Annotated in this window: 14 protein-coding genes; 5 read left to right on the top strand and 9 right to left on the bottom strand. The window is 68.9% G+C overall.

What is annotated here, in order from left to right; translation table 11 throughout:
• Positions 1-50 precede the first annotated feature (50 nt).
• Together ACPXY0_RS16510 and ACPXY0_RS16505 are read right to left on the bottom strand one after the other, a co-directional pair.
• A complete protein-coding gene (locus ACPXY0_RS16510; protein ID WP_423926431.1) occupies positions 51-1,922 on the bottom strand; it encodes a Xaa-Pro dipeptidyl-peptidase in 1,872 nt (623 codons plus the stop codon).
• A gap of 15 nt (positions 1,923-1,937) precedes the next feature.
• Positions 1,938-3,653, bottom strand: a complete 1,716-nt coding sequence (locus ACPXY0_RS16505) for an N-acyl-D-amino-acid deacylase family protein (protein WP_423926429.1) — start codon at positions 3,651-3,653, stop codon at positions 1,938-1,940.
• A 37-nt stretch (positions 3,654-3,690) separates the two neighbouring features.
• On the opposite strand from ACPXY0_RS16505, the gene rph reads away from it, so the two are divergent.
• Positions 3,691-4,398 (top strand): ribonuclease PH, encoded by a 708-nt coding sequence (rph, locus tag ACPXY0_RS16500; protein ID WP_423926427.1) that lies wholly within the window; start codon positions 3,691-3,693, stop codon positions 4,396-4,398.
• 57 nt (positions 4,399-4,455) lie between these two features.
• Here the strand turns inward: rph and ACPXY0_RS16495 are convergent, their stop codons facing one another.
• The 5 genes from ACPXY0_RS16495 to ACPXY0_RS16475 form a co-directional block, all read right to left on the bottom strand.
• The gene (locus ACPXY0_RS16495) at positions 4,456-4,905 is read right to left on the bottom strand and encodes a hypothetical protein (protein WP_423926425.1); all 450 of its coding nucleotides are present in this window, start codon (positions 4,903-4,905) and stop codon (positions 4,456-4,458) included.
• A gap of 558 nt (positions 4,906-5,463) precedes the next feature.
• Positions 5,464-6,159, bottom strand: a complete 696-nt coding sequence (locus ACPXY0_RS16490; RefSeq protein WP_423926423.1) for a peptidylprolyl isomerase — start codon at positions 6,157-6,159, stop codon at positions 5,464-5,466.
• Complete coding sequence (locus ACPXY0_RS16485) at positions 6,159-8,117, bottom strand: prolyl oligopeptidase family serine peptidase (RefSeq protein ID WP_423926421.1); 1,959 nt, start codon at positions 8,115-8,117, stop codon at positions 6,159-6,161. The genes ACPXY0_RS16490 and ACPXY0_RS16485 overlap by 1 nt, the downstream gene beginning before the upstream one ends.
• 19 nt (positions 8,118-8,136) lie before the next feature.
• Positions 8,137-9,945, bottom strand: coding sequence for a DUF885 family protein (locus tag ACPXY0_RS16480; RefSeq protein ID WP_423926419.1), 1,809 nt, complete (start codon positions 9,943-9,945; stop codon positions 8,137-8,139).
• Positions 9,942-11,366: a serine hydrolase domain-containing protein gene (locus tag ACPXY0_RS16475; protein ID WP_423926417.1), complete on the bottom strand. Its 1,425-nt coding sequence runs from the start codon at positions 11,364-11,366 to the stop codon at positions 9,942-9,944. Before ACPXY0_RS16475 ends, ACPXY0_RS16480 begins: the two co-directional genes overlap by 4 nt.
• 106 nt (positions 11,367-11,472) lie before the next feature.
• On the opposite strand from ACPXY0_RS16475, the gene ACPXY0_RS16470 reads away from it, so the two are divergent.
• The 4 genes from ACPXY0_RS16470 to ACPXY0_RS16455 are packed head-to-tail and all read left to right on the top strand — an operon-like array spanning position 11,473 to position 15,818.
• Complete coding sequence (locus ACPXY0_RS16470) at positions 11,473-12,693, top strand: hypothetical protein (RefSeq protein WP_423926415.1); 1,221 nt, start codon at positions 11,473-11,475, stop codon at positions 12,691-12,693.
• On the top strand, positions 12,690-14,228 hold the full coding sequence (locus ACPXY0_RS16465; RefSeq protein ID WP_423926413.1) for a hypothetical protein: 1,539 nt from the start codon (positions 12,690-12,692) through the stop codon (positions 14,226-14,228). Before ACPXY0_RS16470 ends, ACPXY0_RS16465 begins: the two co-directional genes overlap by 4 nt.
• Positions 14,225-14,935, top strand: a complete 711-nt coding sequence (locus ACPXY0_RS16460) for an ATP-binding protein (RefSeq protein ID WP_423926411.1) — start codon at positions 14,225-14,227, stop codon at positions 14,933-14,935. Before ACPXY0_RS16465 ends, ACPXY0_RS16460 begins: the two co-directional genes overlap by 4 nt.
• 40 nt (positions 14,936-14,975) lie before the next feature.
• Positions 14,976-15,818, top strand: coding sequence for a zinc metalloprotease HtpX (locus ACPXY0_RS16455; RefSeq protein ID WP_423926409.1), 843 nt, complete (start codon positions 14,976-14,978; stop codon positions 15,816-15,818).
• Between the two features lie 13 nt (positions 15,819-15,831).
• On the opposite strand, the gene ACPXY0_RS16450 is transcribed toward ACPXY0_RS16455, so the two are convergent.
• Positions 15,832-18,144 (bottom strand): transferrin receptor-like dimerization domain-containing protein, encoded by a 2,313-nt coding sequence (locus ACPXY0_RS16450; RefSeq protein ID WP_423926407.1) that lies wholly within the window; start codon positions 18,142-18,144, stop codon positions 15,832-15,834.
• A gap of 17 nt (positions 18,145-18,161) precedes the next feature.
• Entirely contained in the window at positions 18,162-18,650 is a 489-nt protein-coding gene (locus tag ACPXY0_RS16445; protein ID WP_423926405.1) for an 8-oxo-dGTP diphosphatase, read from the bottom strand.
• Between the last annotated feature and the right edge of the window lie 4 nt (positions 18,651-18,654).

Raw genomic sequence — 18,654 nt, 5'->3', positions numbered from 1 at the left:
GGCTCAGGGTTGCACCGGACCGCCGGGGGCGGGGGGCCCCTGGCATGGGCTCAGGAGGCGGGCACCCCCAGTGCACGCCGCAGGGCCGCGCTCCCTCCTACGACCGGCAGCTCGATGCGGGTTCCGTCCAGATCTACGCTCAGGGTCGTGCCGGGGTCGGGGTGGAGCGTGAACTCCCTGTCGCTGGAGAAGATCATGAGGCCGATGCGGGCCCCGGCGGGGATGACCTGATCGTCGGGTTGCAGCGGGAACTCGAGTTCAACGAACTCCCCGGGCTTGAGCGGCGTGCCGCTGCGAGGCGAGGCGATCTCTTCGGCACCCGCGTTGGCCGGGTCGGCCCAGCCTCTCGTAATGACGTTATCGTTGAGATCGTCGCTCTCGGTCCAGGGCAGGGACACGAGCCAGACGGACAGATTGGCTGCCGGCGCGTCCGCCGACACGCGCACGCGGACGGTCGCCACACCCGAGAGATGTACGTCCTCGCTGAGTTCGGGTGTCGCGTAGAGGAGGCGGTGGTTCGACCATTCGGCCGCGGCGAGTTGCCCGCCCGCGAACGAGAAGTTGTCGAAGATCGTTCCGCTTGCCGGGTCCCCGCCGCGGTCATCGGCTGGACCTTCGAGCGAGAGGACACCCGTCCAGTGCCCGTCGCCTCCCGGACGGAGCGCCACGCCCTCGGCTTCGGGGTGGGGATAGCTCGCATAGGGCGTCGGCTGCTCGCGGTCGGCTCCCTCCCGCACGATCCACGCCGCCGGGTCGCCCTCGACCCCGTTCTCGCCGCCAGCCACGTAGCGCGTGAACCACCGGTTAACGAGTTCCAGCGGCGGCGGGCCGCCGTGCCCTCCCTGGTGGTAGAAGATCTGCAGCGGCACACCCCGCTCCCGCAGCGCCATTGAGATGCGGTAGCTGTGCTCGGGCATGACGTTCCAGTCGTTGAAGCCGTGACTCATCAAGGTGGCCGCGCGCACGCCGTCGATGTGGTTCAGGTAATCCCGGCTCGCCCAGAAATCGCTGTAGTCGCCGGTCGCGCGGTCGAGGTTGGCCGTCATCTCGTCGCGCACCGTGGTCAGGCAGTAGTCGCGCACGTCGGGGAAGCCGCTGAAGATGAAGTCGAACAGCACATCGACGTCCTCGCCCGGATATCCTCCCGGCGACCTTACCAGCCCGTTGGAGCGGTAGTAGTGATAGTAGGAGGTGTTGGGCGCCACGGGAACGATCGCTTCGAGACCTTCTACGCCGGTGGTCGCGGCGGCCAGAGGGAGCGTGCCGTTGTAGGAGGTTCCGGTCATTCCGACCCTTCCCGTCGCCCAATCGGCTCGCACCTCTTCGTCCCCGTCCACGCTCGTGAAGCCGCGCGCCCGTCCGTTGAGCCAGTCGATCACGGCCTTGGGCGCCAGCGACTCGTTCGCGCCGCCCACCGTCGGACACCCCTGCGACTGGCCCGTCCCCGGGGACTGGGAGTGGACCACGGCGAAGCCCCTGGGCACCCAGGTCGCTACATGAGAACGGGAAATCCTCGGCTGGCTGGGAACGTGGGCAATCGTGGGGGGAAAGGGGTCGCGCGCCCGGGGTTCGCCGCCCACCTCCTGGCGGATGTTCCAGAAGTGCTGGAGATCGACGCCGGCGACGCCTGAGTAATAGGGGCTGGTCTCGTAGATCACCGGCACCTGCAGCCCCTCGTCATCGGTCTGCGCCGGGCGCGTGACGTCCACGTGCACGCGGTCGGGCCGGCCGTCTCCGTCGGAATCGAACTCGGTCTCGACCCACAGCTCATGCCGGATCCAGCTGGACGAATCGGCGAAGGCGGGGACGATCTGCGCCTGCCCGTCCTCGACGACGAGTCCCGTCTGGCCGGCGGCCCCCGCCGGAAACACGGAGAACACGAGAACGGCGGCCGCTGGCGCTGAGAAGCGCGCTGACGTCATGGGATGGCTCCCGCTCTAGGGTGTCTGGGGCCGGCGCAGAGGACGGCCGGCAAGTTCGCCGGTCACTTCGTCGTCCCGGATCGCGAACCGGCCGTTCACGAGCACGTGCACCACGCCCTCCGAGTACTGGTGCGGATCATCGTACGTCGCCCGGTCCGTGAACCGGTCGAGGTCGATGACGGCGATGTCGGCGATCATCCCCTCCCGGATGTAGCCGCGGTCGTCCAGGCGTAGAAAGTCCGCCGCGAGACCCGACATGCCGCGGATCGCGAAGGGGAGCCCGATCGCGCCGTCCCCGTCCACGAAATCCTTGATCTTCTTGGGGAAAGTCCCGTAGACCCGGGGGTGTACGATCTCCGCCCCGGGGACGGGCGTGGCTCCGTCGGTGCACGTCATCATCCACGGCATCGTCGCCAGGTAGCGCGTGTTCTCGACGTCGTAGAGATCGCGGTTCATCACCCACGGGTTCGACTCGGACATGATCTCCCGCACCGCCTCGGGGACGGGCAGCCCGCGCGCCGCCGCCACATCGGCCAGCGTCTTGCCGTTGAACTCGGGTCTCGCGTCGGCAAAGACGATCTTCTCGGGCCCGCCGCGGATCTCGAGCATCTCCATCGTCTGTACATCGAGGACGCGCGCCGTGTCGGGGTTCTGGAAGCGGCGGACCATCTGTTCCGGGCCGCCGGCCTGCGCCCAGCGCGGGATCGTGTAGGCGCGCAGGCTCGACATCGTCGACGTGTAGACGTGCTGCGCGCCCGCCACTTCGATGCCCTCCGCCCGCGCCGAGTCGATGAGCGCCGCGCCTTCCGACGCCCGCCCGTAGAGCGCCGCGCCCTGCGCGTTGAAGTGGCTGAAGATGGTCCGCAGTCCCGACTCCGCGCCGATGTGGATCGCCTCCCGGATCGAGTTCAGGTAGCCGATCCCCTGGTAGGTGGCGCCGAGGTCCCGGTCGTGGGTGTCGTAGACCGGGGCATGGTCGCCGGCGATCGGGTATTCCGCCGCGACCCTGCCGAGTGCGATGACCTCTTCGGGCTCCGCGTAGTAACCGGGCGTGTAGAAGAGACCGGTAGAGAGCCCGAAGGCGCCGTCCTCCATCCCCCTTCGGACGAGCGTCCTCATCTGTTCGAGTTCGTCCGCCGTGGGAGCACGGTCATCCATTCCAATGACGGCCTGGCGGACGGATCCATGTCCGACGTAGGAGACGATGTTCTTGCCGACTCCGGCGCTCTCCAGCTCGTCATACAGCGAGGCGAGATCGACGCTGCTCGACCCGTCGACGCCGACGACGCCCGTCGTGATGCCCTGCGTCAGGAACTCGACGGCGGGGCGCCCGTAGGCCTCGTCGACATTGATGTGACTGTGCATGTCGATGAAGCCGGGGGTCAGGAGGAGGCCGTCGAGCGCGATCGTGTCGCGCATGGCGATCTCGGCGGCTACGGCATCGCCCACGAAGGTGATCCGGTCGCCCTCCACCGCGACGTCGGCCGTGAACGACGCTTCTCCGGACCCGTCGAGGACCGTCGCGCCCGTGAACAGCACGCTCGTCGGCGTCATCTCCGTTTCCGCTTCAGGAGCATCGCCCGGCGCGCAGGCGAGCATCATGCCCGCGATCGCCGGCCACGCGGCCGCTCCGGGTGAGCCCGGCCAGCGGGCACCCCGCATGGGGAGGGCGGGGATCCGCCGTCGCAGCGGGGTCGCGGCCGGCGTACTGTCCACGCGTTCGAAGTTCATCCGTTCTCCCTTTCGACCTTTCGACCGAGGCTGCCCCATGCCGGCACGTCCACACGGACGGGCGCTCGACGCGCTCCGACCGACGACCCTGGAGACGGGAACCGCCCCCTTCGCCGAGGGATCGTGCACGATCACGATGGGGATGACGCGCGTGCTTTGCACGGCCTCGGTGGAGGAACGCGTTCCACCGTGGCGGGAGGGGCGGGGCGGGTGGGTCACCGGCGAGTACGCCATGCTGCCCCGGGCCACGGCCGAGCGGACACGTCGCGAGCGGCGCGGCCCCCGTGGGCGCACGCAGGAAATCCAGCGCCTCATCGGCCGTTCACTACGGGCGGCGGTCGACCTGTCGGCGCTCGGCGAGCGGACGGTGACGGTGGACTGCGACGTCCTCGTCGCAGACGGCGGCACCCGTACCGCCTCGATCACGGGGGCGTGCGTAGCCCTAGAGATGGCGTTCCAGCGGCTGGTATCGGAGGGTACGCTGGAAGCCAGCCCGCTCCGGCAGTGGGTCGCCGCCATCAGCGCCGGGATGGTGGACGGCGAGGCGCGACTCGACCTGGAGTACGTGGAGGATGCGGCGGCCGACGTTGACTTCAACTTCGTCTACCTCGAAGACGGCCGCCTCGTCGAGGTCCAGGGGACGGCGGAGGGGGCGCCCTTCACGCGGGCGGAACTCGACGAACTACTTCGGCTCGGCGCGGCGGGCGCCGTAGAACTGGTCGGACTACAGAAGGCAACCCCCTAGCGCTTCGGGGCGCGTCAGCGGCGCACGGGGGGCGTTACCTCCACCATCAGGTCACCACTAGCGGGCAATCCGCCCGGATCGGTCGCGGTGATCCTGATCCGCGAAAAGCCGGGCCTGGTGCCTGTCACGCCAAGCCTGCCCCGCGGAGACGAACGAGGCCGTGACTGCGCCTCGCGGCACCGGGGTATTCCCCGCAATGCTCCATATCACGACCGGGCTGCCCTGCTTGGCCGTGTACGTCAACGCGTCCCCCTCCGGATCCGAAAAATACTGCGCGACATTGAGCGAGAACCGGGTGCCCTGCGGGATGACTTTCCGAGAAGAAATCCCCTGGAATGCCGGAGCCGAATTGAGACGGGCCGTAGGACGATCTACCACGACCTTGAACTCCTGCGTCGCCAAGCCGCCGCGGGTTCTTGCGTTCACGTTCACGAGCGCCGAGCCCAGATCTACGCCGTCAATTGTGAGGGTATGACCCGAGACCGACACCTCCACGCTGCCGGGCAAGGACGAAGTCGCCTCGAAGCTTGGCTGGTACGCTTCAAAGTGGTCCCGCAGGTGGACCGTAGCACTCTGACCGCGAAGGACCTTAAAAGAAGGGATCTGACCCCTCGGTCGCGGGGGCACGGGATAGCCTGGCGGGATTGACCCCGGCGTAGGCCCCACTTCCCCGGATTCGAACGTGTGCTGCGCTGTCAAGCCGCTTGGGTCGGTGGCCGTGACGGTCACCGTTGCTACGTGCCATCTCCGCCCACGGACCTCTACGAAGCCCCCGGCTACCCCGACGCCCAGGGTCTTGGGGTCGTCCGTCGTAGCAGTGAACGTAAGGGAGTCCCCATCGGGGTCTGCGAAATACGGCCAGACAGCAATGTCCGGTGACAGCGAATAGCGCCAGTCCCTGTACGCTGGGGGGATCTTGCCCAGCGCGGTCGGCGCTCTGTTGCCGACCAGGAAAGGGGCCACCGTGTCTACCAGTTCACAGCCCGACAGGAGGCACAAGCGGCAAGAATGGTTGCGACGACGATCCGGAATCGCCTGGACCAGGGTACGCTCCGAACGGCCCGCTCAGCGCCGGCTCGCTCGGATGAGGCGGTCGAGGAGCGGGTATTCGCGGTCGAGGTAGAGGTTGCCTTCCGCGACGATCCGGCTCTGGTCGCCTCGGCGCAGGCCGCCGCCGGAGTCCTCACCGTACCCCGAATAGAGCGCATCCACGACCTCCATCCCGCTGATCACCTCGCCGAAGGGCGCGAAGCCCGTCGAGTCGAGGCGCACGTTGTCCACGAGGTTGATATACACCTGGGTCGCTCGGGTTCCGGGCTCGGTGAAGGCGAAGGCGATCCGGCCGCGCGTGTTGGAGGTGACGACGGGGTCGTCGGGGATGTAGGCGTTCATCCACTCGGCGGTGAGGACGGGGTCGCCGGCGAGCCCCCACTGGACGATGAAATCCGGGACGACGCGGTGGAAGCGGGCATCGTCGTAGTAGCCAGACTCGACGAGCGTGAGGAAACCCTCGGCTCCCTGCGGCGCCCACTCGGGATGTACGGCGATCACGAACTCGCCCTGGCTCGTCTCGACCGCCACTTCCACCGGGCCGAGCTCAGCGGCCGTCCGAACCCCGCCGGCCGCCGGGTTTTCTTCCCCGGCGGCCCCGACGGAGGGAACCCGCTCGACGCGCTCGCATGCCGACAGCATGAGAGCGACGAGAAGCAGTCGACTCCCGCGTCGGGTAGCCTTGATTGCCGTCTCCGTTGTCGGCTCCATCATCGGTCGCCGGCCGCACCGCCCCCGGGCGCCACCCCCTCGTCCCTCAGGAACTGCTCGAAAAAGTCGAGCATGTCGAGGAGCATCCGGCGGCGGTTCGCCTTCCCGTAGACGTAGTAGTTCTCGTTCGGGTACGTCTTGTATTGGAACGGTTTGTAGTAGTTCTCCAGCGCCCGCGCGAAGATCTCGGACTGGTCGGAGCCCGGATAGCGGCCCACGCCATGCACGAGGAGGATCGGCGTGGACACGTCGGCTACGTTCGTGATGGCCGAACTGTGGCGCCACGCGTCTTCGCTCGTCTCGAAGGGGCCCAATTCGTGGTCGAGCAGTTTGACGTGGCGGAGTTCGTTCTCGCTGTGGTAGAAGTGGACCCAGTCCGCGTACCCGGAGCCCGGGATCGCGGCGCGGAAGGCGTCCGGGGCGAAGGCCACGGCGTACATGCTCATGACACCGCCGTAGCTCGTCCCCGTGATCCCGATCCGCTCGAGATCGACCTCGGGGAGCGCCCGCAGGTAGTCGGCGCCCGCGACCACGTCCTCCAGATCGCAGTGCCCCCAGCAGCCGTTGTTCGCGTCGGCGAAGTCCTTCCCGTAGCCCGAACTCCCGCGGATGTTGGGCAGGAGCACGACGTATCCCCGCTGGACGAAGAACTGCACGTGCTGCTGGAAGGTGTCGTGGAACTGCGAGGTGGGACCCCCGTGGATCCACATCACGCCGGGGAGGCGGTCTCCTGCCGCCGCACCCGGTGGCCGATAGAGATAGGCCGGGATCGAATATCCGTCCGTACTCTCGTAGTGGATCTTCTCCGGTGTCACGAGTCGGCCGCCCAGGTTGCCGGCCGGCATGGACGACGTGAGTTGCCGGCTGCGTCCGTCCTCCAGCGAGACGACGTACAGGTCCCGCGGCCGCGTTAGGTCCTCCTGCAGGTATGCGATCGAGCGGCTGTCGGAGGCCCACGATGGGCTCGACACGACGCCGCCCTCCGGTGACACGAGCACCCTCGGCTCGCCCCCGTCCGCTGAGACCACGCGCAGGTCGTGGTGTCCGTTGTGGTTCTCGGTGTAGGTGATCCATCGGCCGTCGGGGGACCACGTCGCGGCGCTCTGGTCGGCCTCGGCCGGGGCGACCGGACGCGGCTCTCCCCCCTCGCGCGGCGCGAGCCAGTAGTTGATCCAGCCGCTCCGGTGCGAGCGGAAGAGGATCGAGCCCCCGTCGGGAGACACGCTCGGATAGCCGAACGTCGCGCCCGCCCCGTAGTCGAAGAAGTCACGGTCCTCTAGCACCGTGCGCGGATTCCCGCCCGTGGCGTCGACCTCGATCACGTCGTGGTCCTCCCATGTGTCGTCGAGGCGGACGTAGAGGATGTGACGGGAGTCGGGCGTCCAGGTCGGGAAGACCTCGTAGCGCTTGTCCTCGGTGAGACGGTCCACGCGCCGGGTCGCGACGTCCACCTTCCAGATGTCGTAGTTGCCGTAGCGGTCGCCGGCGAAGACGATCGAGCGCTCGTCCGGGGACCAGCTCATCGAGTTGATCCGCGCCCCGAGGTCGGTGAGCCGGACTTCGGCCCCGTCGCGCGTGGACCAGATCCAGATCTCGGGGGCGCCGCTCTTGTCCGACACGTAGGAGATCCACGTCCCGGAGGGGGACCAGCCCGGCATCTGAGAGGTGAGGAAGTGGCCCGAGCCACCCATGTCCGCCGGCACCCGGGTGGGGAACCCGCCTTCCGGTGGCAGCGTCGCGAGACCGCCCGTAAGCGCCGACTCGAACAGGATCGCGGAGCCATCGGGCGACCAGACGGGCGCGCCTCCGACGACGGATTCGATGGAGAGAAGCTGGTCGATCGTGAGGACGCCGCCCTCGCGGCCGTTCTGCGCGTGCACCTCGCTCCCGCCGCCAGCCGCGGCGCTCAGAGCGAGGAAGAGGCCGAAAATCGCCGTAGGATGCGGGTCGCGAACCATGGATCGTCCTTTCAGCGCGTCAATACGCGGGCTCCCGGGAGGTCGTCTCGCTCGAGGTCGTCTCCTGCGAGGTCGTGTTTCGCCGCAGCGGGTCGCCTTGGAAGCGCCACACCGACTCGAAGTCCTTCGGCGGCGCCTCTCCCAGCAGGCGGGCACGCACCATTTCGATCGGCATGCGCCCGCCCCGAAGGATCGCGTCGTGGAAGGCACGGTTCGTCATCGCCCCCGACTGCACCAGTTGCTCGTGCAGGGCCCGGATCTGGAGGCCGCCGATCATGTACGCGACCTGGTAGAGCGGCGAATAGGAGCCGTTGAAGCTGCGCCGCACCTCCGCCTCGGCGTTGGCGCGTTCGTGCCCCACGCGCTCGACGAGGAAGTCGATCGCCTCCTGCGGGGTCATGCGCTCGAGGTGGAAGGAGAGGGAGAAGATGATCCGCGCCGTGCGGTGCATGCGCCAGAACAGCATCCCGATGCGGTCCTCGGGGGTCGACGGGAAGTCGAGGTCCCAGAGGAGCATCTCCCAGTAGAGCGCCCACCCCTCGCCCCAGAACGGGGTCGAGAACGCCCGCCGGTGCGAGTTGAAGCGGCTCGTCATGAACCCCTGCAGGTGGTGCCCGGGAATCAGTTCGTGGTGCACGGTCGCGCGGGAGAAGTGCTCGTTGTTCCCCCGCATGCTCATGAGCTTGTACTCGTGCTCCATCCCGTCCGTGGGGAAGGAGACCTGGATCACCTCCCCACCGAGGAAGAAGGGCGACACCTTCTGGCGCTCCGGGGACATCATCTCGATGCGCCAGATCTCGTCGGCGAGCGGGGGGACGGTGATGAGATCGCGTTCGGTGACGAAGGCCAGCGCCTCGTCGGCGAGTTCCCGGATCATCCGGGGCTGGTCGCCGGGATCGCGGTGCAGCGTCTTCACGTACTCGAGCGCCGCCCGCCAGTCGTCGCCGTAACCGAGTTCGCGCGAGGCCTCGATCATCCGCTCCTCGCACCAGGCGTATTCCCGCTCGGCGATCGCGATCAGTTCTTCCGGCGTGTAGGGGATCATCTCGCGGCGCAGATCCGCGGCGAGACCCTCCGCCCCGATCGGATCACCGACGATCGGTTCGTCCTCGCCCTCCCGGTATCCGATCACCGTCTCACGCAGGAACGTCGCGTAGTCGTCGAGCGCGGTCTTGGCGCGGGCGTACGGGTCCTCGTTCCACCATGTGAAGACGGGGTCGTAGCCGGCGTAGTGCTCGTACCAGTCCTCGAGCAGACGCGTGTGCTGCGCGAGCGTCGTCACCGCCCGGAGCGCGACGATCCGGGACAGGTCCGCCTCGCTCTCCAGCCGCGCCTCCACGGTCTCGCGCGTGGCCGCGACTTCCGCCGGAAGGGCGGCCAGGCGGGCCGCCGCCGCCTCGGATTCCACCGGCTCCCGCCGACGCCGACGTTCCTCGAGTTCGACGATGAGCGCGGTGAAGGGGATGAACCCGTTCATCTCCGCGGCGAGCCGAGCCTCGCGTTCGATGAGATCCAGTTGATACGTGAGGTCATTGATGAGGAGGACGTAGTCGACTCGCCCTTCGAGGCTCAGCGTCTCGAAGTCGAGCGCGTCGATCCGTCGCCGCCAGTCGGAGAAGAAGTCGTGAAAGCGGCGGGTGCGCTCCGGAGAGTGGGGGACGTTCCACCGGCGCCCGAGGGCCGTGCGGTCGGTGCTGTAGCGCTCCACAACGGGTGCCAGCTCGCTGGTTTCGGTCCCGATGAGCGTCGTCAGATCCTGTCCCGCGGTCGGTGCCGCGGCAGCGAAGACGAGCAGGAGGGCGGGGACGCAGGCTCGGGTCGTCTTCACGGGTCGACCCTCCGCAGGACGTAATGGCCGGAGATGACGTCCATCCGCAGCTCGTCAACGGCCCCGTTCGCGTCGCGCACGAACCGGAACCGGTTGCTCCCCCGCCCGAAGGTGTCGCCCCCCAGCCAGGTGAGGGCGTCCGCCGAACCCGGGCCGGCGTCGATCGTCAGCTGCCCATCCTCGATCCCCACCTCGGCCACCATGCGCTGCCCGCGCGCCGGGCCCTCGTATCGTCCCGCATAGGGAGCGGCGTCGCCGTCGAACGGGATGGGCATGACCTCCGCCCTCTGGCCGAGGATCACATCTTCGACCTGCTGCGCGATGTCGCTCGACGCGACGCCCCCGGCGGTGTTGATCAGAACCGCGATCGACAGATCCTCGGCCGGGTAGTAGCGAAGGTCGGTCACGAAACCGAAGATCCCGCCCCCGTGCCGGATCCCCTTCGCGCCGTCGCGGTCCGTGATCGCCACCCCTTTCGCGTACCGGAGTTCGGTGCCGTCGAGCAGGGGTTCGGGCGTGATCATCAGCCGGTAGCTCTCGGGGCCCAGGATCGTCCCTCCCTCTCCATCGCCATGGAGGGCCTGATTCCACGCCATCAGGTCCCGCGCGGTCGAGCACAGCGAGCCGGCGGCGTAGGGCCAGAGGTGGTTGAGGTAGGGGGCCGGCAGGAGGCCGTCGTCTCCCGGCTCGTATCCCCTGGCCCGGTTGGGGACGAGTTCGTCCTTGTGGCAGTAGCGCGAGTTCTCCATCCCGGCCGCTCCGAAGAGCCGCTCCTCGACGAAGTCCTCGTAGCTCATCCCGCTCGCCGCCTCGATGATGAGTCCGGCGAGGAAGTACGCCGAATTGTTGTACGTCATCGCGGTCCCGGGCTCGAACTCGAACGGCTCGGCGGAGAAGAGCGTAACGAGCGTGTCCCGGGGGAGTTCCAGCGGGGCGATCTCGGCCCACAGGTGCCGCAGCTCGGTGTAGCCCTTGATGCCCGAAGTATGGTCGAGGAGCCGGCGAACGGTCACCGTCCGACCCCCGACCGGGTAGTCCGGCAGCCACTTCGTGAGGGGGTCGTCAAGGGAGAGCTTCCCTTCCTCCTGCAGGAGGAGGACGGCGGCCGCCGTGAACTGCTTGGTCACGGATCCGACCTCGTAGACCGCGTCCGGCGGCGTGGGGACGCCGAGTTCGAGGTCGGCGTGGCCGAACTCCTCGATCAACAGGGTGTCGGTCCCGCGCACGACCGCGATCGACATGCCCGCGGCGCGTCCCTCCTCCAGGGGGGTCGTGGCGAGGGCGTGGATCTCGTCGACCTGGTCCGGCGTAAGGGATCCTTCGGGCTGGGAACCCGGCTCGCCGCACCCCCCGACCGCGAGGGCGACGGATACGACGGGGAGTCCTGCGCGGAGGGGGCGGAGGCGTCTCTGTCGTGGCATGAAATCTCCTGCATCTCGACGGGTTCAGACCTATCTTCGGACGGCAGGGCAGATGTGTCGATAGTCCGGGGGCCGTCGTTCATCGGGCGCCGGAGAGAGGATTTCGATGGAATCGACAGCGGCTCCGGCTTCAATCTTCGCGGGGCGCGAGCGTGCGGCGGAGTCGGCGGACCGTATTCCGTGGTTTCTGACCGCGATCCTGTTCGCCTCGGTGAGCGTGATCGTGGGCATCACGTGGGACATCTCGTGGCACCGGACGATCGGCCGCGACACGTTCTGGACGCCCGCCCACCTGATGGTGTACGCGGGCGGGCTGGCGGCGGGACTCTCGTGCGGGTGGCTGGCGCTCAAGACGACCTTCGCCGGGACGGACGCGGAAGTCGGACGCTCGGTGCGGCTGTGGGGGTTTCGGGCGCCGCTGGGGGCCTGGGTGGCGATCTGGGGCGCGATCGCCATGCTCACCTCGGCGCCGCTCGACGACTGGTGGCACAACGCGTACGGCCTCGACGTCCAGATTCTGAGCCCGCCGCACGTGGTCCTGGCTCTGGGGATCTACGCCATCCAGATCGGCGCCATGCTCATGGCGCTCTCGTGGCAGAACCGGGCCTCGGAGGCGGGGCGTCGCAAGCTCGCGTGGGCATGCGTATTCAGCGCCGCGGCGGCGATCATGTCGCCCTCGGTGCTGCTGCTGGAGTACACGTTCCCCAACCAGATGCACGGGGCGACGTTCTATCTGGTCACCGCGGGGGTCTTCCCCTTTCTCCTCTTCCTGGTGGGGCGCGCCGGACGGTTGCGCTGGCCGGCGACATGTGCGGCCCTGGTGTACACGGGGATTTCGCTGATGATGATGTGGGTGCTGCCGCTCTTCCCGGCGGAACCGCTGCTCGCGCCGATCCTCCGTCCGGTCACCGCCATGCAGCCGCCCGAGTTCCCGCTCCTGCTGTTTGCGCCGGCGATCGCGATCGACCTCCTGCTGCGGCGGTATTCCGCGCCGGGCGAGGCGCCCGCCCGGGCGTCGACGGACTGGTGGATCGCGGCGGTCGGCGCCGTCGCCTTCGTGGGCATCTTCGGCGTCGTCAACTGGTACTTCGCCGAGTTCATGCTCTCGGAGGGGGCGCGGAACTACGTCTTCCAGGGCGACACGTGGGGCTACACGAGCAGGCCGGGCGACTGGCAGTACGTGTTCTGGCACGGCGGTCCCTTCATGGGCGGTCAGTTCTCGGCGGCACGCTTCGTGGCCGGGGCGTGGTGGGCGCTTCCGATCGCGTTCGCGTCGGCCCGCCTGGGTCTGTGGTGCGGCAACTGGATGTCGCGCGTCCGCCGGTGAGGCGCGGTCGGGGCGCCCGCCTCCTGCGCGCGGCGGCGCTCGTCGCGGGGCTGTACGTCGCGACGGCGGGGCACGTCGGGAGCAACAACGTCTTCTTCTCCGGCGAGGCGGGTCCCTACCCCGTTTCCGTCGTCATCCGTCCGCCCGAGGTCATCCCGGGGCTGGCCGAGATCTCGATTCGGGTACCGGGCGGCGGCGTGGACCGGGTGACCGTGCGCCCGGTGCGCTGGGACGCGGCGCCGGAAGGCGGGGCGCCGCCGCCCGACGTTGCCTCCCCCGTGGCGGGCGACCCCGAACTGTACGCGGCCGAGCTGTGGCTCATGACGGTGGGCGCGTACCGCGTCGAGATCGCGGTGGAGGGAAGCCGCGGGAACGGGGAGGTCTCGGTCCCGGTGACGTCCGTCATGCTCGGAGTGCGCGACCTGCCGCCGGGGCTCGGGTGGATCCTGCTCGCACTCGCGATCCTGCTCGTCGCCGGCGTCGTCGCCCTCGCCGGCGCCGCGGTGCGGGAGAGCCAGCTCCCGTCAGGGGAAGCGGCGGGTTCCCGCCAGCTCCGCCGCGCCCGGATCACGATGGCCGCCACCGCCGTGGGGGTGGCGGGCCTCCTCTACTTGGGGAACCTGTGGTGGGAGGCGGTGGACCGGGACGCCCGCAGCGGCATCTTCGCGCGCCTCGCCGTGGAAGGCGTGATGGTGCGCGTGGGGGGCGCCCCCGCCCTCGAGATCGCGATCACGGACCCCGCCTGGCGGGGCCGCGACTGGAGCCCGCTCGTGCCGGATCACGGCAAGCTGATGCACATGTTCGTGGTGGGGGCGCCGGGGATGGACGCCTTCGCGCATGTGCATCCGGTCCCCGTGGATTCGGCCACGTTCCGCGTGCCGTGGCCGGACCTGCCGCCGGGCGAGTACCGGATCTACGGTGACATCGTGTACGAGTCCGGCTTCGCGCAGACGGTGGTCGACACGATCACGGTCGACGCGGCTGCGCTCGCACCCCCCGAGGCGGGGGATGTCCCGCCGGGGGCGCCCGCGGGCCTGCTGCGAGACGCGGACGACTCGACATGGACCGGGGTTGCCGTGGGGCTTTCCGGGCCGGGCTCCGAGGTGCGGCTCGACGATGGCTCGATCCTCGAATGGCAGGGCGATCAGGAGCTTCGGGTGGACGAGGAGACGGTGCTCGCATTCAGGGTCTGGGACCCCGACGAGAAACCGGCGCAGCTTGAGCCCTACATGGGCATGCGCAGCCACGCCGCGCTCACGCGGGATGACGGCGCGGTGTTCGTCCACCTGCATCCGGCGGGCACGATATCGATGGGCTCGCTCGCGGTGCTCGCGCCGGACGTGCTGCCGATGGCGGGGGCGGGGGTCGAGGCGGGCCTCGCGGCCGACCGCCGGGCAGCGTCGAACTCGGATGCCGTCGGCGTGGTCGAGTTTCCGTTCGCTTTTCCGCAGCCGGGCGAATACACGATCTGGGTTCAGGTCAAGCGCGAGGGCCGTGTCCTGACGGGAGCGTTCCAGGCCCGGGTCCTGGAATGAGCGAACGCATCGCCATGTGCTTCAGCGGCGGCAAGGACAGCGCGCTCGCCCTGCACGCGATGCAGCGGTCCGGGGCTTATCGGGTGGAGACGCTGATCACGACGGTGACCGACGCCTACGACCGCGTGAGCATGCACGGGGTGCGGCGCGCGCTCGCGCGCGACCAGGCCGCGTCCATCGGCGTCGCGCTGGTCGAGGTGGTCGTCCCGCCGCAGTCCTCCAACGAGATCTACGAACGCGCCATGGGCGAGGCGTTCGATCGGCTGCACGACGACGGCATCCGGCGCGTCGCCTTCGGGGACATCTTCCTGGAGGATCTCCGCGAGTACCGGGAGCGACAGCTCGCGGCCTCGGGCCTGGAATGCCTGTTCCCGATCTGGCAGCAACCCACTGCGGTTCTCGCGCAGTCCTTCATCCGGGACGGGTTCAAGGCGGTCGCCGTGTGCATCAACCCGGCGGTACTGGATGCGTCGTTCGCGGGACGCGCGTTCGATGCCGCGTTCGTCGCGGATCTCCCGGAGGGGGTCGATCCCTGCGGGGAGAACGGGGAGTTCCATACCTTCGTGTGGGCGGGTCCGATCCTGCCGCGGCCGGTTCCGGTCACGCGGGGCGAGGTGGTGGAGCGGGGCGGATTCGTATTCTGCGACCTGCTCGCGGCGGCTGTAACGCCGGCGGCGTCGGGGGGTAGCAACTCCGCAGCGGGTTGAGACCATAGACCGAGACTGGAGATACAAGGGGTTATCGCGGATGTTCAGAGTATTCGGCCTCATGCTGGGTTTGACGCTCGTCCTGGTCCTCGCGGGAGGCGCGCTGTTCGGGCAGCAGGGGGCATTCCTGTTCCTCGTTCTGTCGGCGGTCATGAACTTCGGCATGTACTGGTTCAGCGACCGCATGGTGCTGCGCATGTACCGGGCGCGGATCGTCGACCGGTCGCAGGCGCCGGAGCTGTACGACCGGGTGGACCGGCTGCGCCGCAGGGCGGGCTTGCCGGCGCCGGTCGTGGCCATCTCGCCCCAGCCTCAGCCCAACGCCTTCGCCACGGGTCGCGATCCGCGGCACGCGGTGGTCTGCTTCACGCAGGGGATCCTCCGGACGCTGCCGTCCCGCGAGCTGGACGGCGTGATCGCGCACGAACTGGCTCACATCAAGCATCGCCACATGCTGGTCGGCACCGTCGCGGCGACGATGGCGGGCGCGATCGCCATGATCGCCTCCATCGCCCGCTGGGGGTTCATCTTCGGCGGGGGGCGCGACGACGGCGACAACCCGCTCGGTATGCTGGTCATGGCCATCGTCGCGCCGCTGGCCGCCGTCATCATCCAGATGGCGATCAGCCGCCGGAACGAGTTTCAGGCCGACCGCACCGGGGGCGAGATCACCGGCGACCCGATGGGCCTGGCCGGCGCACTGAAGCGCCTCGAGTCGAGCGCGCGCCGCATCCCTATGGACGTGAACCCGGCGGGGGCCTCACTCGCGATCGTGAACCCGTTCACGGGCCGCCGCCGAGGGCTCAGGTCCCTGTTCACCACGCACCCGCCCACCGAGGAGCGGGTGGCAGCATTGAGGGCCCAAGCCGCCAGCCGAAACTAGCCGGCGGGCTGCACTACCCGCGGAGGATGGAGGTCGCTTCGTCGATCTTGTCGGCGAGGCGGGTGAGGGTGCCGGCCAGGCGTTCCACCTGTGCGGACGCCTCATCCCACCCACGTTCCTCGATCGCCTCGCGGATTCCGGGCAGCGTCTTCACGCCGTAGCCCGTGTAGAAACCCGGCGCGTAGATCTGGTGCCGGAACCAGTTGCGGCGCGGGAGGCCGTCCTCGTGAGTCATCAGACGTTCGGTCTGGATGAGGGCGGCGTTCAGGCGTTGCTGCACGTCTCCATGTTCGGTCATGTCGTCGCCTGAACCGCCGCCGTCGCCGCCGGCCGCCGCCGCTGCATGCGCGGCCCACATGGCGTCGTAGGCGGCATCGTACGCCGCGGCGCTCGCCTCCAGCCGGGTGATCGCGTTCTGCACCGGGGCGAAGTTCAGGAACGGCACCTCGTCCTGCGCCTCGGGCGGCACGTACGCCTTCGTGGGATCCGCCGCGAGGGTGTACGCGTCCGACGCCACCAGCGCGTTACGGCGCTCCGTCTGCTCGCGCGTCTCGTCGAGGAGCGCCATCACCTCGTCGCGATAGGACTTCACGTTGTTCACGAAGGGTGAGAATCTCAGCGGAATGACGTCCGCGTTGGCCAGTCGCAGCGTGGCCCGGGCGGTCGTCTTCGCGAGGGCCGCGCCGTACTGGAAGCCGGGGTCGCCGAAGCGCGTGTAGTGGTCGAACGAGTCGTACTGCGAGTGGTACGAGCCGCCGCCGCCCTCTCCCCCGAACCCCAGGTTCAGGGACGCAATCCCGAGGTGCTGCAGGAAGGGCGTGTAGTCCGATCCCGACCCGAGCGGGCTGATCGTGATGTCCGAGGCATCGTCCGCGCGGCGCCCGCCGCCCACGGCACGGGAGGCGTGCAGCCGCTCCCAAACGGACACGCCGGTCTGCGGGTCGGTCACCGAGCGGGCGACGCCGTTGATGAAGCTCTGCAGCGTGTGCGACCCGCCCATCCCGAGGAAGCCCCGGCTGCTGCCATCGGTGTTGATGTAGGCCACGGTCTTGGCCCGCAGTTCGTCGGCGTGGTGCTCGACCCACTCCGTCGAGCCGATCAGGCCGGGCTCCTCCGCGTCCCACGAGCCGAAGATGATCGTCCGCCGGGGCCGCATACCCGCCTGGGCCAGTTCTCCGATGGCGCGCGCTTCCTCCATCATCGCCACATGCCCGCTGATGGGGTCCGCCGCGCCCATCGCCCAGCCGTCCCGGTGATTGCCGCGAATGACCCATTCGTCCGGGAAGTCGGTGCCGGGCATCGTCGCGATCACGTTGTACGCGGTCTCGAGCCCCCAATCGAACTCGAGATGGACGCGGACTATCGCGGGGCCGGGGCCGACGTGGTAGGTGAGCGGGAGCGCGCCTCGCCACGACGGCGGGGCCACCGGACCCTCGAGCGCCCGAAGCAGGGGCAGCGCGTCACCCCAGGAGATCGGAAGCACGGGGATCTTCATCACGGTCGGCGATTCCTCCGGCGTCATCCGTTCGGCATCCGCCGTCGCCCCCACGCCGGGGGTGAGCGGATCGCCGGGATAGAGCGGCATGTCCTGCACCGCCCCGCGCTGGACCCCGAACTCCGCCCGGTAGGCGCCCTTCGGATAGGCGTCTCCCTGGAAAAAGCCGTCATCTCGCGGGTCGGAGTAGATGATCGTCGCTATGGCCCCGTGTTCATGCGCCACCTTGGGCTTGATGCCGCGCCACGATCCGCCGTAGCGGGCGATGACGATCTTCCCGGCCACGTCGATCCCCATGCGCTCGAGTTCCTCGTAGTCGCGCGGAATGCCCTGGTTGACGTACACGAGTTCCGCCGTCACGTCGCCATCCGCCGAGTACGCGTTGTAGGTCGGGAGTCGGCCCGCCACGCCCGACGTCGCGTCCTCCGAGATCTCGGGCTCCTCGAGCGAAGCCACGAAGGGCTCGGGCTCGAGCATCTCCAGATGACGGACGAGCGGCTTGGGGAAGAGGACCTCGTACTCCGCGATCTCGACCTCGTAGCCCCAGTCGCGGAACTGTTCCGCGACCCACATCGCGTTCTGGTAGTTGTAGGGCGCGCCCACGAAGAACGGCTCGCGGGTCATGCGCTCCATCCAGCTCTCGAGGTTGCTCGCGCGCACGCTCTCGTCGAGGCGGGCTTCGGCCTCCAGTTGCGCTGCGGACGACTCCGGCCCGAAGCCGAGCAGCGGTCGTTCCTGGGCCTCGAGGGGGACGGTGTGAAGCGCGGCGCACGTGGTCAGCGCGACCACCGCGATCCGGTTGGAGATCATTCTCCGCAGCTGGGTCGGCATGGGTTTCCTCTCCTGTTTCACCATGGGGTGGCGCCGTCGAGGCACCTTACCTCGCAATCGAGGAGTCTGTCTCCCTCGAAGCGGGCGAACGCCTCGAACGCGCGGTTCTCCAGCAGGTGCGGCAGCCAGTAGCGGTCGTCCGCCCACATCCGATCGTACGGAATGTCGTCGACGGGTGCCCAGACGGGGACCGCCTCGTCAGTCTCCGAAGGTTCGCCGTCGAGCGCGTCCGCGCGGAAGACATGGATGAGGATCGATACGCCGTCCACCACGTCGAACGCCACCTCTCCCAGCTTTCGCGGGGCGAGCGGGCGCGCGCACAATTCCTCACGGAACTCTCGCACGGCCGCAGCGAGGAGGATCTCGCCGGGGTCCACCTTCCCCCCGGCGCCGTTCAGCTTGCCGGCTCCGATGCCCCGCTTCTTGTGAATGAGGAGGATCTCGCCGTCCCGCACGACGTACAGGAGCGTCGCGTCGAAGTCGCGGCGCCAGCCGTCCCGGATCACGTTC

Source organism: Candidatus Palauibacter sp. (genome assembly GCF_965237495.1).
GTDB lineage: Bacteria > Gemmatimonadota > Gemmatimonadetes > Palauibacterales > Palauibacteraceae > Palauibacter.
This window is presented reverse-complemented; position numbering and strand designations above follow the sequence as displayed.